17 protein-coding genes are annotated in these 14,392 nt (G+C 51.8%); 4 read left to right on the top strand and 13 right to left on the bottom strand.

Annotated features, from left to right (window positions below):
* Position 1 precedes the first annotated feature (1 nt).
* From M2407_RS00540 to M2407_RS00535, 3 genes are all read left to right on the top strand, one after another.
* Complete coding sequence (locus tag M2407_RS00540) at positions 2-664, top strand: MT-A70 family methyltransferase (protein ID WP_259216526.1); 663 nt, start codon at positions 2-4, stop codon at positions 662-664.
* Positions 665-822: 158 nt separating this feature from the next.
* Positions 823-1,182: a helix-turn-helix domain-containing protein gene (locus tag M2407_RS26290; protein ID WP_390901173.1), complete on the top strand. Its 360-nt coding sequence runs from the start codon at positions 823-825 to the stop codon at positions 1,180-1,182.
* Positions 1,065-2,222 carry a tyrosine-type recombinase/integrase gene (locus tag M2407_RS00535; RefSeq protein WP_409049646.1) on the top strand — a complete coding sequence of 386 codons (1,158 nt, stop codon included), beginning with the start codon at positions 1,065-1,067 and terminating at the stop codon, positions 2,220-2,222. The genes M2407_RS26290 and M2407_RS00535 overlap by 118 nt, the downstream gene beginning before the upstream one ends.
* A gap of 278 nt (positions 2,223-2,500) precedes the next feature.
* On the opposite strand, the gene M2407_RS00530 is transcribed toward M2407_RS00535, so the two are convergent.
* The 7 genes from M2407_RS00530 to M2407_RS00500 are packed head-to-tail and all read right to left on the bottom strand — an operon-like array spanning position 2,501 to position 9,297.
* Positions 2,501-3,301, bottom strand: coding sequence for a hypothetical protein (locus M2407_RS00530; protein ID WP_259216524.1), 801 nt, complete (start codon positions 3,299-3,301; stop codon positions 2,501-2,503).
* Positions 3,298-5,424: a hypothetical protein gene (locus M2407_RS00525; RefSeq protein ID WP_259216523.1), complete on the bottom strand. Its 2,127-nt coding sequence runs from the start codon at positions 5,422-5,424 to the stop codon at positions 3,298-3,300. The genes M2407_RS00530 and M2407_RS00525 overlap by 4 nt, the downstream gene beginning before the upstream one ends.
* 31 nt (positions 5,425-5,455) lie before the next feature.
* Positions 5,456-6,439 (bottom strand): hypothetical protein, encoded by a 984-nt coding sequence (locus M2407_RS00520; RefSeq protein WP_259216522.1) that lies wholly within the window; start codon positions 6,437-6,439, stop codon positions 5,456-5,458.
* Entirely contained in the window at positions 6,440-7,018 is a 579-nt protein-coding gene (locus tag M2407_RS00515; RefSeq protein ID WP_259216521.1) for a DUF2612 domain-containing protein, read from the bottom strand.
* The gene (locus M2407_RS00510; protein WP_259216520.1) at positions 7,015-8,205 is read right to left on the bottom strand and encodes a baseplate J/gp47 family protein; all 1,191 of its coding nucleotides are present in this window, start codon (positions 8,203-8,205) and stop codon (positions 7,015-7,017) included. The genes M2407_RS00515 and M2407_RS00510 overlap by 4 nt, the downstream gene beginning before the upstream one ends.
* Entirely contained in the window at positions 8,198-8,548 is a 351-nt protein-coding gene (locus M2407_RS00505) for a hypothetical protein (RefSeq protein WP_259216519.1), read from the bottom strand. Before M2407_RS00505 ends, M2407_RS00510 begins: the two co-directional genes overlap by 8 nt.
* Positions 8,545-9,297, bottom strand: coding sequence for a Gp138 family membrane-puncturing spike protein (locus M2407_RS00500; protein WP_259216518.1), 753 nt, complete (start codon positions 9,295-9,297; stop codon positions 8,545-8,547). Before M2407_RS00500 ends, M2407_RS00505 begins: the two co-directional genes overlap by 4 nt.
* Before the next feature lie 215 nt (positions 9,298-9,512).
* On the opposite strand from M2407_RS00500, the gene M2407_RS00495 reads away from it, so the two are divergent.
* Positions 9,513-9,872, top strand: coding sequence for a hypothetical protein (locus M2407_RS00495; RefSeq protein ID WP_259216517.1), 360 nt, complete (start codon positions 9,513-9,515; stop codon positions 9,870-9,872).
* Here the strand turns inward: M2407_RS00495 and M2407_RS00490 are convergent, their stop codons facing one another.
* From M2407_RS00490 to M2407_RS00465, 6 genes are read right to left on the bottom strand one after another with little or no spacing between them, the layout of a single operon-like run.
* The gene (locus tag M2407_RS00490; protein ID WP_259217296.1) at positions 9,873-10,202 is read right to left on the bottom strand and encodes a hypothetical protein; all 330 of its coding nucleotides are present in this window, start codon (positions 10,200-10,202) and stop codon (positions 9,873-9,875) included. It lies immediately after the preceding gene.
* A gap of 18 nt (positions 10,203-10,220) precedes the next feature.
* Positions 10,221-11,306, bottom strand: a complete 1,086-nt coding sequence (locus M2407_RS00485) for a hypothetical protein (protein ID WP_259216516.1) — start codon at positions 11,304-11,306, stop codon at positions 10,221-10,223.
* Between the two features lie 3 nt (positions 11,307-11,309).
* Positions 11,310-11,615, bottom strand: a complete 306-nt coding sequence (locus M2407_RS00480) for a phage baseplate plug protein (RefSeq protein ID WP_259216515.1) — start codon at positions 11,613-11,615, stop codon at positions 11,310-11,312.
* Positions 11,612-12,244, bottom strand: a complete 633-nt coding sequence (locus M2407_RS00475; protein WP_259216514.1) for a phage baseplate protein — start codon at positions 12,242-12,244, stop codon at positions 11,612-11,614. Before M2407_RS00475 ends, M2407_RS00480 begins: the two co-directional genes overlap by 4 nt.
* On the bottom strand, positions 12,244-14,235 hold the full coding sequence (locus M2407_RS00470) for a lytic transglycosylase domain-containing protein (RefSeq protein WP_259216513.1): 1,992 nt from the start codon (positions 14,233-14,235) through the stop codon (positions 12,244-12,246). Before M2407_RS00470 ends, M2407_RS00475 begins: the two co-directional genes overlap by 1 nt.
* Positions 14,225-14,377 carry a DUF6889 family protein gene (locus tag M2407_RS00465; RefSeq protein WP_209638478.1) on the bottom strand — a complete coding sequence of 51 codons (153 nt, stop codon included), beginning with the start codon at positions 14,375-14,377 and terminating at the stop codon, positions 14,225-14,227. The genes M2407_RS00470 and M2407_RS00465 overlap by 11 nt, the downstream gene beginning before the upstream one ends.
* Between the last annotated feature and the right edge of the window lie 15 nt (positions 14,378-14,392).

Raw genomic sequence — 14,392 nt, 5'->3', positions numbered from 1 at the left:
GATGGCCTATCAACTTATCTATGCAGATCCGCCCTGGAGCTACGGCAACACAATCAGCAATGGCGCAGCAGGTAATCACTACAGCACGATGACCATGGCCGATTTAAAACGCCTGCCGGTATGGGCAATCTCGGCACCTGATAGCGTTCTTGCAATGTGGTACACCGGCAATCACAGCCAGGAAGCGATAGCGCTGGCAGAAGCGTGGGGTTTTAGCGTCAGGACGATGAAGGCCTTCACGTGGGTAAAACTGAATCAGCAGGCCGAGCTACGGATCAATAAAGCGCTAGAGCAACAAACCATCTTCGATTTCACCGAATTGTTGGACATGCTGAATGCCGAAACCCGAATGAATGGCGGCAACTATACGCGGGCTAATTCAGAAGATGTGCTGATCGCTGTGCGGGGACAAGGACTGGAACGAGCCAGTGCATCAATAAAACAGGTCGTCTTCAGTTGTCTTGGTGAGCACAGCCAGAAACCGTGGGAGGTGCGTCGCAGGCTTGAGTTGCTCTATGGCGATGTGTCCAGAGTAGAACTATTCAGCCGGGGCGATGCGCCAGGCTGGGATCATTGGGGGAATGAATGCCCAGTAAACAACCTGACGCTGATTCCTGCAGCATTCAGAAAAACCTTCTCCGTAGCACAGCAAGAGAACTACTGAACGAATTCGAATCCCCCACCAACAAATTCACCTTTCGACAGCTACTCGACAAACACGCAGTGAAAATCGCTCCTTATTGGCCTAAGCATCCACCGGCGTGGTTGCGGCTTAACTGTGAGGTTCATAGAGTTCGCGAAGGTAAATAGCCGAGGCATCCAATGTCAGAATTAAATATCAACGATGAGCCATTAACGCTCACCGAAGCGGCGGCGTTCTTAAAAGTATCCCCCAGAACAGTAAGCAGCATGATAAAGCGTGGCGACCTTGTCGGGAGACAGACTTTCGGAACATCAGGTAAGTATCTCGTCCTTAGATCTGCATGTATTGATTATCTTCGTAATCCATCTCAGAATCGCCCAGCGAGCATGGGTGATGCCATAACTGGAGGCCCATCATGTCAATCACCCTTAGGGGGGGAGTATGGCACTGTCATTTCTTTACCCCGGCAGGAAAAAGAGTTAGGCGATCGCTTGGCACAACGGACAAGAAGCAAGCACAAGAACTCCATGACAGGCTGAAATCTGAGGCGTGGCGGGTTGATGAGTTAGGTGATTTACCCGTTAGATCATTTGAAGAGGCTTGCTTGCGCTGGCTGGATGAGAAAGAGCATAAGCGCAGTCTGGATGACGACAAAGTAAAAATGGAGTTTTTCGTTACCAAGTTTTCTGGTCGAGATATTGGAACGATTACAGGCGAGGAAGTGGCTCGAATAGTCAGCAAGATGACCGACCGAAACCACAAAAGGAAATGGTTAATCCGCAAGGATGCGGCTATTAGAGATGGGAAAACAATACCAGATTTTAAGGAAAAGGCATTGTCCGCTGGTACAAAGAGTCACTACCTCTCTTTTATGAGGTCACTACTCCGGGCAGCAGCTAACGAGTGGGGGTGGATAAAAAACGCCCCAGTGATTAAAACAAAGAAGCCAGTGAGTAAGCGTATTCGCTGGCTATCCAGGGAGGAAGCAAATCGGTTGATTGAGTGCTGTTCTGAAAGTATCAGACCAATAGTCACCTTTGCTCTGGTTACAGGACTTCGCCGATCTAACATCATTGATCTGGAGTGGAATCAGGTAGACATGCAAAGAAAGGTGGCGTGGATAAATCCTGAGAATGCAAAAGCAGGCAAGGCCATTGGCGTGGCCTTGAATGATACAGCCTGCAAAGTTCTGCGGGGGCAGATAGGGAAGCATTCACGATGGGTATTTGTCCACACCAAAGCATCAACGAGATCTGACGGCACCAAAACAGCAGCAATCAGGAAAATGCGAAAGGATGACAATAGTGCATGGCGTAGCAGCCTTAAGCGTGCGGGTATAACAGATTTCCGCTTTCACGATTTGCGGCACACTTGGGCTAGTTGGTTAATCCAGTCCGGCGTACCGCTTTCGGCATTGCAGGAAATGGGTGGTTGGGAATCCATTGAAATGGTTCGCCGGTACGCTCATCTGGCACCCAATCACCTAACCGAACATGCACGGAAGATTGACGCGCTATTGGGAGTTGGCGACACAAATACGACACAAGGAGGAAATCAGGCTGGTTTAAGAATTGCGTAAGTCATTGTTTCTTAATGGTACGCCCTACAGGGCTCGAACCTGTGACCTACGGCTTAGAAGTTCCTAGAACCACCTTTTAATACAGTCAGTTACCGCATCAGACCGCGCTCACACGTCCCAAGATGCAAAAAGTTAGAAAACTATATCAACAGATGCAAAAACATCCCTGTCCCAAGTTTGTCCCATCCTGCGGCCATTACTCCATGACCATCCCCGGAGTGAAACAATGGCGCATCCAAACACCCAAATTTATAGTCAGGGTCCATCCTGCGCAGTCGTCAACGCGGCACAGCTTTCACATCAAGGTAGTGATAACCCCAATCAGTGAGCGTAGTTTCTTCCGCTACGGCGATCTTCCTGGTTAGCAGAGCAGCCGCAAACACTTCAATGTCATACGGCGGCGGGGTACCAGTATTCTGACCAATAGAGCCCACTCTCGGTGGCGCGCCGCGCTGAATTGATGTTGCTGAGTTGATTGGTAGCGTCGCCTGAGTAGCCTGGCCGTTTACGACAATACGCATGACGTTTTCAGCTGCCGAATAGCTGCCGATAATGACGATAGGCTTGTCAGTAATCGGGATGCTGATTGATAACTGCGTGGTCCGACCCGTTGCTGGCGTACCCGGTGGCGATTCTGTTTGCGTCACCGCAAATGTAACGTTCATTTTCCCTTCGTCGCCATGGTCTGCAAAATACAGCGAAGTGCCGTTAGTGCCGCCGTCAGGGCCGTTGCTCAGGTTATTGGAGATGATGAACTCGTTGCCGACTTTCTGGTTTGCGAGTGTTCGCGCCGTTTTAGCAATGGCGAAAAATGTCATTGCGTAAACCTGCGCCACTTGGGTGCTAATGTAATTTAGATGGCGACGGAAAAGAGCGCTATTGGCATTGCGCGCCGGGGTTCCCGTAACAATGCCGCCAGGCATGTTGCGAGACAGATTCTGCTCGAGTTTTTCAGAAGTGCCGAAGAGATTGATATAGCCCCATCCACCCAAAGTCTCGTCCAGAGGGGGTTTAAACCATGCGCGAGTTGATCCCCAGTCTGCATCTGGTACGCGAACTGAAATGCCTGTAGTACTCATGAAATAATCTCCGGGTAAATGATTTGCGCTACAGCAAAGTTATTCTGTGGGTACGGCAAGCCCACTAGGTCAGGTATGTTAGTTTCTGGATACTTTGACTCTGTAAACTTGTATGGATACAACGATTCCATATCGTCAGAGTCGCAAACGTTCCCTGCGCCCTCATGGTTAAGTTTGGGGGCATACGTTATTTTTAGTTGCCCCACCGGCTTACGGTTAAGCTCAGCGCTAATAATGGTATCCGCTGCAATCTTGACATTATAAATAACCAATGCGCCTTCATCATCGTTAGCAATAAAACCTTTATCGGAAAAAACAACCCCACCGGCCGACTCATTAGTTAAATAATAAGAGGGCTTGAATTTTAATGGTGGTTCCCATACGAGATAACCAAACAATAAGGTAGTACCATAACATTTTGCCCAAATTATCTTTGTTGTGAAAAACGCCTGGCGTCGGTCAAGCACCATGTGCATAGCCTTGCCAAAGAACATGGCCGCCCAGCGAATTCCATTATTATCACGATGATTTGACTTGTCTGTTTCAAAGTAATTTGGCTTACACAGTGTTATATTTTCGTTTTCTTCATCCAATTCTATATGCGCTTGACCAATGGATTTATTCTCGATGTCAAACGTCCACCATTCACCCGTTTGCTCCGTGAACACTGCGAGCTTATCCCCAAACCCGAACACTGACCTACCTGCATTTTCCGTAGCTTCAAAAATGTCCAGACCTATCTCCTTGAACTCATCTTTATCAGGAGTTGTGTTCGGTCTGTTTCGGTCATAGTCGTACTCGTTCCCGCTATACAGCATGCCTACAACGGAAGCCCTGGCCCCTGCAGGGAGCGTATTTTTGATTTGTTGAAATGAACGAACCAGCCGGTTTTCGAAATGACCAGTGCTTGCGCCTGGTGCCAATTCTTTAATCGTCCGTCCGGGAACGGAAACATTCACAACGATAATTTTACGAGTAGGGTCAGCGTATACACCACGATATTTTCTCTGCAGCGCTCGCCAGAAGTTTACCGCCGGAATGCCGAGCTCTTCACCCTGGTTGTTTGCGCCACGCTCCAAAGCATCAATCTCATCATCAGTCATGATCCGTGCAATTGGCTGCTCAGTGTTTGGAACCGTCTGCGTCACGCTAACAGCATCTTTCAGCGTGGCCGCGCCAAGCGGGTTAAAGGTCCCTTCTACAGAATTACCGCGCACAGAGTCGCCAAGCATCAACACATTACCTGGCTCTATCGGCTCGCGTGTAAGATGGCGCCATGCTTGATAACCACTACCCCAGCTTTGTCCATAAACCACGATAATGTTGTAGTCATAGATGGCAGCGGAGATAGAAGAACTGATCGGCTTTTTCTTCGACTGCGCATACAGCTTGTTCTGCATGTCCATCACATCGAGAGAGTAATCAGGCTTGCTGTTATTAATAGACGTATCGATGAGCACGTTACCGATGCCGTCGTAAACAATAATGTTACCGCTAGTGTTGGTCATGACAGAATACCCGCCACAAGAGAAACCCTCTTTTGAGATATTAAAAGCACTTGAACCCATACCGCCATTCAGCAAAAACTCAAATAAAACATTGCCTATACCGTCCTGAATTAAAGCGCCATAATCATTTGTGTTAAAGGTGGATATTATTTTTAATAAAGCGTTAACCAAGTCAGCGCCAGCTAACTCGGCCACCTCTAACGCGACTCCATTATTATTTATGTAATATTTGAATCCTTTACCAACCCCAAGGCCAACGCGAAATGCTTGCTGGTTATTCGTGCCGGCAATGCCTGCGATCGTCCCATCGGGGTCTTCAGGTGTCGTATAGAAAGTGCTGCCTGCATCCGAGATTGTCTGCGCGTCCGCTGCGGCAGTCTCCGCGCGGTCAGCATCAGCAGAAACTCTTTCGGCCGTTTCAAATATACCATCTGCTGCGGCGACAGCCCCCAGTTCGGCCTTTTGTGCAACAGCAGCAGAATTGGCTGCAGAAAGGGCGCTGCCTTTTGCAGCTTCTGCATATGCATCACCAGCGGACGCGCCAGCTGTGCGGCGCTGACCGAGGGACACAGAAACCCCTACCACGTCAGTGACTGGCAAACCATTATTAGACATGATTTATTTCTCTGATTAATTCGAATGGTAATTAATACCCAGTGGCTTCCCAATAAGCAGATAATTCATTTGAGTTCATCCACACATTGAAACCTGAATTATTAGCACCTTGGGCAATAATATTATCAGCTGAACCGCCACTAGAAGTAACTTCTCGCAGAGTTAAGTTCACACCTAAAACACGATTGGGAAATTGAATTGGAAATATTACGGGGTTTGAGTTGGCGTTGCGATTAACAATTCCTCCTTGTGTTATTTTCCCACTTGAATCGCGAGACCACCAGCGGTCACCATCAACATGAAATTCATTCGGCTTATTGTTAGGGCTATAAACTCGCTGTTCACCCTCAAAGAAGCCACCATTTGCCCGCATGGAACCATCATTTCTAAACTCGAACCAGCCATCAGCACCACCATTGGCCACATGAATACCAAAGAAGTGATGCTGACCAATGCGTTCATGCTGGAATAAGTCAACAAACAAATCACCGCCACCCTGTATGCGCATACCGTTCGTTTGTCGTTCATTATTTATTGGGTCTTGCAGACCGCGTTTCATAATGAAATCCAGCCCATCGACTTTAAGGTTACGACTTGCCGTAATATCTGGGGATGTTACAGAGGCAGAACCCATATTTCCGCCAACACTAACATTACCATCAACTTCAACATCGGCCTCTACATGTAAATCACCGGACATCACATCACCGGTTTTTTTCACATATCTGGTATCTAAACTACTAGTATTATAATTAAATAAAGCCTTTGTGAGTGATACTTTTAGCCTTGCAAGATTTCCATCGTCGATAACATCATCACCAGACTGTTCACCGATGAAATCGCCTAGAACCGCAGCCATTACAGAAGACTGCCTCCAAACCTTATTTAGCTGTTCACTTTTAGCGATCCCTGAGTTGAAACCAGCCCCTACTGCTGGAAGTGCCTCATATTCTTCCTGCGATAGAACATTTGAATACTCACCGATTGCGAACGGTTTAAAATCATTCTTTGCCATTTATCCCTCCACAACTTCGTAATTGACGGTGATCCCCATCGGTTTTATCGAGAGGTAACCTTGTCGAATAATTTCTTTGGTAATTGCCGGTATGGTCGCTCCGCTGGCGGTGATCGTCATACTCATGTCCAGGTTGTCGGTAAACGAGATTGCGATACCCCCATCGGGATAGATGGCGGACAGGATGGCGGGTAACGTTTCTACCGTTCCATCCCAGTTATTAGCGCCAATTTTTGCGCGCAATACCGTTCGGTACGTATCGTCATCCAGGTCGATATAGGCGTCGCCGGTGTCGTAACGCCCTTTCCACGAGCCCAAATCGAAACCCAGCTCCGGATCATCGAAAGAGAAATAATGATTCACTGCCGGCGCACGAATGCGGCGACCACGCCCAACCCATAGGCCTATCACATCGAGCTGAGCACCGACGGCATCGTCGAGGTCAAAGGCTGCTACAATAGCGCGTATGCTTCCCTGCTGGCGGTATAAGGCCTCAGTAACGGCATTGACGGTGGCGTAATACTTTGGAAACTGGCAGTGATAGGAGGGGATCCGTGCGGTGTATTTATTGGTCATCATGCCACCGTGATAATTTCGATATTCGCCGACGAACAGGTCGCAGATTCGTTGAACGCGATCGAAATATTGGCTTCGTTCATCGTGACCGCGTCTTTGCCGATGCTGACCGTCATCAGGTCGTAGGTTTTCCCGCTGGCTGTATTACCGAGGTTAGCCGGGACATATAAGCGCGAGAAATAGACGGTATCGCCGATGTACAGCGTATTGATGTAGTCGGACACGGCCTTTTTGATGTCTTCGCCGATATCGCTGGTATAACCCGGAAGCACCTTAATCTTGATAGCGGCGTAAATCGTGACTTTGGTCGGCCGGAAAAAGTGGATTGCTTTGTCCACGCCGTAGGCATCCTTGACGATCACTTCCGTGGTGCCGAATGTCGGCGCGCCTGGTGACTTTTTCACGGCGATGATTTTGGCTATTTCTTCGGCGTCACCTCCATCTACCACCATCGAAACCGAATGCGCCGGCACGCCGTTAATATCGGTTTCCGAGGTGTCGTTGTCATAGCCCTTATAGCGCGTCACACCGGTGATATTGGCGATGGCACCTATCAGCCCTTCCATGACCGTGCGGGACGGTAGCGCGACGCTGAGCGCCTGCCGCTGGCGAAGTTCAGCGTCAGTTTCTACCGGCTTTCCGGCGGTGGCCGCCTCCGGGTTTGTGACTGACTGCCAGCCGCGGGTTGGTGTGGCGATTTGCGAAACGTCGCCAGGCAGCGCGGTAATCGCGCCCGCCTTCTGCGCCGTCGCCGTTACCACCGCCTGCCCGTGGATATCGAGCTCAACCTCTGCCGGCAGATCCCAGACATTCCCCGCGCTGTCACGCACTGAGGCATTTCTGATAACGATGCCGACCTGGCCGACCAGCCGCACATCCACCGTGGAGTTTGACGGCGCCTTGCGGCTGATCCCGTTAATTTTGACGTTGCTCGCCAGCCCTGCACCTGTGCCTGTCGCCGGGCTGAATGCGTTCCAGGTAGAGAGCGCCGCATTATTGCCACCGTGCATGGCATAAGCGATCAGCGACAGCAGCACGCCGTCTTTGCTGTCAGACTCGATGTAGATGTCATCCCCATAGATACCGCGAAAAATCGTTTTCCAGCCGGTGAGGATGCTCTGGAAATCGGGCGCACTCATCCCTGCCGCCGTTATTTTTGGCAGCATTGCATCAATGATGTCTTCATACATAGGCTGTTACCGAGGTTTGTCCGTATGCGGTGTTTAGGGTGGCGGTGACAAGCAAATCGCGGGTTTCTACATCCCGCTGGCTCTGGTACTCGACAATCTCCGTTACGTTCGGCGTGCCGAGGATGCGCTCGCGGATCACGATGTCGTAGAGGCCCGACGTGTATTTGCCGAGTATCTGTGTCCAGTCGGTACCGGCGGTGGTATCGAGGAACCACTCGCCCTTTCGCAGTTGCAGGCGGCTGATCACCGCCATGCCCACCGCCTCAGGCGTGTTGATGAAGAAATCGCCCTCGCCGCGCCCGAAGCTGTAATCGCCGTTCTTGTCTTCTTTGCGGTATCTCATAGCGGCTCACTCGTCTCAGGCCCGTCATGTTCACGATGTTTATGAGCCATCAGGCTCTTCCCACCGGCTTTGACATCGTTGGTCACGTTCACAGGCCCCAGCATCGTCGCCGTACCGCCGCCATCGCCCATGCCCTGCGACAGGTTGCCGTTGATGGTCACGTTGCCATTGAGCACTATTTCGGGGGAGTTAATCTCCGTGCCGCCCTGCGCGCTGGCGGTCAGCTTTCCCGATGTGGTGACGTTCACCGCGTGGCTGCCAGGGTCGAGTTCTATAAATGCGGCGCCGTCGTCGGTGCGCAGTTGTGCGGCGCTGGTGCTGATGCCGCTGATTTTTTTGTCCTGCGACTGTGGGCCGACGATAGCGAAGGCATCGGACAGATCGTGCATGCGGCTATCAACCGATTCCTGAACGCCGCCGTTCTGCCACCAGAAATCAATACAGCGGTCCGAGAACACCAATAGGCACTCATCCCCCGCCTTCACAGGAAACGTCAGCGTGACCCCCCCGCCGCGCGGGAAAATGACAGGTACATCCACCAGCAACGGCAGGCTTAGGGAAGATTTTTTCCCAGCATCGTCAGACTCGTAACCTTTGACCGCCGGCTGAACAACACAGGTCACGGCGTCAGGGTCGAATGATTGGATGATGCCAGGCAGCGCCACACGCAGATTAGACATAATGTCATCGGTCAGCGCGGTGGCCATGTTCTGCTCACTGCCAACCTGAGAAGGGATTGATACAGGCATGAATTTTCCCCATAAAAAAACCCGCCGAAGCGGGTTACTGATCAAATATCAGGATTACGAATTTATCGAAGAGGTGCTACTTCTTATCGATTGTCGAAAGGAGATCAGCGTTTTCCAGAGTTAACGTGGCTTTTCTGTTAAAGATAAGCACGCAGATAACTCCAGAGAGCGCCCAAACAGCCCTCACCCGAGAAGATAAGGAACCGCCAAAAGTTATGACTAAGTCAGTGTTCACGATTAGCCTCTCTAAGTCTGTTGGCGAGGAAATGAAGCCATTTATTGAAGAAATTATCGCTCAGGAAAATAGAACCCTTCGCATACGGGCCAGAACAGGCGATTCGGTAAAAGCCGTTACCGCCGTGATAGGGTATGTCTTCGAATTCATCCAGAGCAAAGAGGTTTGCTATACGGTCGGCGCCATAGTCATCGCGTGGATAAGGTCAAAACATGGCAAGCGGATCTCTATAAAAAAAGATGGCTACGAATTAGACGCAAGAAATTTAACAGAGCAAGAGTTGTTCAAATTACTCAGCGAGACGGAGTCAAAAATTTCTATATCCGAAAAGAGCGAATAGCTACTTTACCTTCTCGCAGTCATAGGTCCCGAACACTCGAGGGGCATCCATATTGTTGCGGACGGCTTCGGCATTAAGAATGGCTTTGCCGTCTCGCTTAACATATTCGATGCCCAACAAACGCCCTGTTTTAGGGTCTTCAACCATCCACTGGAACATGATGTTGTTGTAGTCCTCTTTCAGCTTTAGAAAGGTGACTTTTTGGCTCAATGGCTTGGCTCCGTTAATTCGCATAAGGCCATCGCCTGGGCCAGCACTTAACCTGAATGGCCCACATTGCCCATCAGCAAAAGATTGAGCGGATACCAGTAACATGGCGAACGCAGCCATTTTGCTTAACTTCACACGTCACTCCTGTGGTAATGCCTTATTCAAGGCCGAGGTGGTTTGCAAATCTTTCGAGCCGCGCGCAATACACATCAGGTCCATGTACCAGGCGTTGCCCCTCGTATCCCCATGATAGTCGATACTGTAGACGATGTAATCCCCATCCATGTTGATGCTGGACGGCGGGATCCTATCGCCACGGCCGGTGTTTACTGACAGGTTGCCGTTGTCTTCCGTTTCTGCCAGGCGACCGCCAGCCATGGCTATATCGTCGTTTGCAAGTGAGGCGCGGTAAACTGCCGTCTGGTCGATACGGATCAGGCCGCCAAGCTTAATGTTCGGGTTAATCAGGCACCGGGCGTTAATGCCGTTCCCCATCGTCTGCTGCGGTCGGTCAATCAGGCCGGTATTGGCATTCAGAACGATGGCCTCATTCAGATATTTGCTTTCCGGCAGAATATGCACCTGGTTGTTCTCGAACCACCAGTTCGCCTTACACTGCCCGGCGATATCGTACATCAGAGCCGATGTCGTTTTGAAAATGACCTTCCCTCGAGGGAAAACGGTCGCTGGCATGTCCGGCACCGAACCGGGAGAGATCCCGAACGGGGCATAGGACTTCATCCCCTGATCGAACAGGTCGGCATACGTCCAGCCGGCGGCTACGGTTGTTTTCGTCACCGCTCCGAGATGCCCTTCCCAGCTGTCGATACATTGAAGCAGGACCCAACTGTCGGTCACGTTATCCTTGCCGGTTATCGTGAAGCGCACATCGCCGTTGAATATCAGCCCGAAGTTTTGACCATCACGCTGGCCACTCTGCGACTCATCGACGGTGCGAACCTTACCAACCTGTTCGGCATCGACATTAGGTGCGATACCGTCATAGCCAGCGATCACCCGGATGCGTGAAAACTCCTTGCCCGTAATTTTGTTTTGGGTGTCTGGGGACAGATTGTAAATTTTGAAGTTGCCCACAAACCCGTTGAACACGGTCGCGGGCATTTTCTGAATATCGAACAAAACTTTAAAGTCGGTCAGGCTGACGCCTTTTCCTTGCTGGTCGAAAAGTTGCAGCTCAAAATGGCGCATCCAGTTTTGACTCATGACCTACTCCTGCACGTAGTAAAGATGGCAGCCGATCCCGAGGTTGGTTTTTGTCGGCAACTCCGGTTCGTTGTTGTCCACCAGCACCGCCAGCGCGCCTTTTAGCCCCAGATGGGCGTATTGCTCAAGCAGGTTGATACCAGGCACCAGCGGAATGCTGTTCACCAGCTCTGCTGCGGCACCGTCCATCAAGTCCAGCAACCAGCCTGCCTCATCACGCCACGTGATCCGCATGTTGAGCTGCTGCTCGCCAAGCGTGATGGCGAATTGCTGGTTAGTCGGCGTTAGCGGTATTTCCTGAATATTCATCCACCACCTCGGTTTAAAATCCCGAACAGGGGATTGAAGCCACCCTGAACTTGGAACAGCAGGCTTTCGTTTGTCGCCTTTGGTGATTTCACACCAGCATCCTGAACGGGCGCCGTGCTGACGCCATCGGCCATATCCGACTTATCTGCCACGGTAATGCTCTGGGTTTGCGTGATGATGACCTCACGTAGAGTCAGCGCGCACATCAGAACGTTCTCACTGATTTTGTCAGTGGTAACATCCAGCGATTTGATCAGCATGTTCTGATACTGACGTTTGCCGGTGGTGACGTCGAAGGGCTGACGGTCGCGCTGCATGTTGAGCAGTTTCTGGTATACGTCGCGAGGGCTATCACCCAATGATAGGCCGCTGCTGAGGTCAAACATCTGGGTAGTATCAACCCCATCCAGCAACGAGCCGCCACCAGCAAAGCCAAGCTCCATTGTCACCTCGGAGGGTCGCCGATACGCATGGTCTGAAATAAACCCCGCACCTTCAGCGGTAGGCCGCTCTACGGGGTGTTCAGTGATCTCCAGCGTGTCGTTGTGCTTTTCCGAGATAACGACGCTCGGCACGATGACGCCGATCTTTCTGGTCTGTTGCGAAAACAGCACCGAGAGAATATCCATTAACCCACCCTCTTCAGTTGCTGCGTAAGTTGAGAGTTAACCTCTACCTGTTTGCCGGCTGCAGCTTTACCCGCACTGACCGGATCACTCACGCCGTGGATGTGGATATTGGTTTCCTGTTGCACCGAGGCGCCGCCGGTTGCCGAACGAGCAGCCATTCCCACCACTTCGCTGCTGTAGGGGTTGCGGCCATTTTCATGATGGATAATGCCGCCCATCAGCGCCGACATGGTGCTCGGATCACGCAGGTTTAATCGAGCATTAGGCGAGACGCCCATCATGTCAGACAGCCGTTTGATGTAGGCGGCGGTGTTGTTCTCGTTCCCGGGCGCCCACGTCGTGATGATGTCTGAAATCGTCTGCAGACGCCGCCCCGTGGTTTTCCCGTCGAAGTAGCGCAGCAGTTGCCTCGCCATGGCCTTCAGGCCGTCGAATGCGGTTTCGAACCGGGCAAACCGGCCGCCGGGACGCTCCAGAGTAGCACCAGCCTGGCCGACATAGTCGATGTTCCCCGGGTTGTTGTTGCGTATTCCTCGCGGCGTACCGGCAGACTGTGCATGCTGATCGGGTTCACCCTGGCGCCATGGCAGCAGCTTGCGGCCCCATTCATCCACTGTATCGCTACCGGGTAAATGGTTGAGGAGATTCGCGACAACGTTGTTTTTCAGCCAGGGGTATTTTTCCTCAAGCGGCTTGGCGACATACTCCTCCAGCGCCAGCGCCCCACCAATCACCCCGGCCCGACCTATCCCCTTAAATGCTTTGGACAGGCCGCCAACACTCTTCGTCACGGAGCTGATTGCGCCAATCATCTTCGCCGCCCAGCTTACCGCGATAAACCCAGCCAAGATTTCCAGAGCCGTTTTCCAGCCGCCGACGGCATCTTTGAGATCGAGCAGTTTGTCGCGCAGCCAAATCATCGCAGCCTTGGCCTGGATGATTGCTGGCTCCCACGCCTTCCAGTCGATCAGGCTCTTGCCGCCTTCTTTCCAGGTCTGATAATCGTCCCAGAGCAGTGCAAGGCCAATCACCAACGCGGTGAGCATGCCGATAGGCGACATCAAGAATGCGCTGTTCAGCATTCGCCAGGCCACCAGCAACGCCCCGAACACACCCAGCAGTTTTTGCGATTCGGTATCGAGCCCTTTCCACCACTCGATCACCTTGTCGATTGCCTGGTAGCCTCGGTACAGCATTCGCCCGAATGCCTCCGCCAGCCAGAGGATGCTTTTCACCGTTTTGGTAATGAAGCCCTCTATCTTGGGGAAATTGTCCATGATGCGCTTGCGTAGCGACTCAAGCGAGCCGCTTAGACCTCCGGCAAGGTCAGAGCCTATCTTGTCCTTTGCCATGCCCAGAAGCGCCGTCAGGCTGCGCATAGAGGTCATGAATTTATTGGATTGAGCAGCCGCCTTATCCGAGTCCAGACCAACGGCCTTCAGCATGCCCTGGTAATCCGCCGTAAAACCGGAAATCCCCCGGCGCATCGCGAGCAGCGTGTTTTCATCAATGCCCAGCATCTGCGCGTACTGGTTAGCGCGGTACTGCGGCATGCTGCGCAGCTTGTCGCCGACGCCGGTAAAAATGGCGGCAGTGTCGCGCATCTGCCCGTTTGCGCCACGTGTCTGCACGCCCAGGCGGTTCAGGAAACCCTCGGCCCCTGGGTTATTGCGGATGAAACGAGCGAGGCTTTCCAGTGAGCTCTGCGCAGCGGCTGCGTCTGAACCTGTTTGTGATGCGGCATAACCCAGCGCGCGAATACCGGCAACGGATGCGCCGGTGCGCTGTGATGCCCAATACAGCTTGTCGGACGCCTGGGCGACCTTCGTAGTAAAGGCAATGACTGACAGCGCGGCTCCTTCTACCGCCACACCCATTTTGAGCACGTTAGCCGTAACGCCAGCGACGACGGCAGAAAATTTCCGCTCGCCGGCAGAGTCGATTTCGAAGCCCAGTGAGATCAGAAAGTCCTTGATGGTTTCAGCGTTCATTGTCCTGTCTCCACTTCTCTATCTTCGCTTCGTTATCGGCTTTCAGGTCCAGATAATCATTCATCAGTGCAATGTCGTAGAGGTCAATGCGCCCATCCTTGAGCGCCTCAAAATTGCACATACCCGCATCTACAGGCCGCATGATGTAATCCTCACC

The organism is Serratia sp. BIGb0234 (assembly GCF_024809915.1).
GTDB classification, from domain to species: Bacteria; Pseudomonadota; Gammaproteobacteria; order Enterobacterales; family Enterobacteriaceae; genus Serratia; species Serratia liquefaciens.
Note: the sequence above shows the minus strand (reverse complement) of the source record. Positions and strands in the feature narration are given on the sequence as shown.

Bases quoted from the DNA above. Each gene is read 5' to 3' on its own strand.
- M2407_RS00465 (WP_209638478.1), bottom strand. From the start codon at position 14,377: ATGCGGCCTGTAGATGCGGGTATGTGCAATTTTGAGGCGCTCAAGGAT.
- M2407_RS00500 (WP_259216518.1), bottom strand. From the start codon at position 9,297: ATGCCTGTATCAATCCCTTCTCAGGTTGGCAGTGAGCAGAACATGGCC.
- M2407_RS00520 (WP_259216522.1), bottom strand. From the start codon at position 6,439: ATGGCAAAGAATGATTTTAAACCGTTCGCAATCGGTGAGTATTCAAAT.
- M2407_RS00470 (WP_259216513.1), bottom strand. From the start codon at position 14,235: ATGAACGCTGAAACCATCAAGGACTTTCTGATCTCACTGGGCTTCGAA.
- M2407_RS00475 (WP_259216514.1), bottom strand. From the start codon at position 12,244: ATGGATATTCTCTCGGTGCTGTTTTCGCAACAGACCAGAAAGATCGGC.
- M2407_RS00485 (WP_259216516.1), bottom strand. From the start codon at position 11,306: ATGAGTCAAAACTGGATGCGCCATTTTGAGCTGCAACTTTTCGACCAG.
- M2407_RS00505 (WP_259216519.1), bottom strand. From the start codon at position 8,548: ATGAGATACCGCAAAGAAGACAAGAACGGCGATTACAGCTTCGGGCGC.
- M2407_RS00530 (WP_259216524.1), bottom strand. From the start codon at position 3,301: ATGAGTACTACAGGCATTTCAGTTCGCGTACCAGATGCAGACTGGGGA.
- M2407_RS00495 (WP_259216517.1), top strand. From the start codon at position 9,513: ATGACTAAGTCAGTGTTCACGATTAGCCTCTCTAAGTCTGTTGGCGAG.
- M2407_RS00490 (WP_259217296.1), bottom strand. From the start codon at position 10,202: ATGGCTGCGTTCGCCATGTTACTGGTATCCGCTCAATCTTTTGCTGAT.
- M2407_RS26290 (WP_390901173.1), top strand. From the start codon at position 823: ATGTCAGAATTAAATATCAACGATGAGCCATTAACGCTCACCGAAGCG.
- M2407_RS00480 (WP_259216515.1), bottom strand. From the start codon at position 11,615: ATGAATATTCAGGAAATACCGCTAACGCCGACTAACCAGCAATTCGCC.
- M2407_RS00510 (WP_259216520.1), bottom strand. From the start codon at position 8,205: ATGTATGAAGACATCATTGATGCAATGCTGCCAAAAATAACGGCGGCA.
- M2407_RS00540 (WP_259216526.1), top strand. From the start codon at position 2: ATGGCCTATCAACTTATCTATGCAGATCCGCCCTGGAGCTACGGCAAC.
- M2407_RS00525 (WP_259216523.1), bottom strand. From the start codon at position 5,424: ATGTCTAATAATGGTTTGCCAGTCACTGACGTGGTAGGGGTTTCTGTG.
- M2407_RS00515 (WP_259216521.1), bottom strand. From the start codon at position 7,018: ATGATGACCAATAAATACACCGCACGGATCCCCTCCTATCACTGCCAG.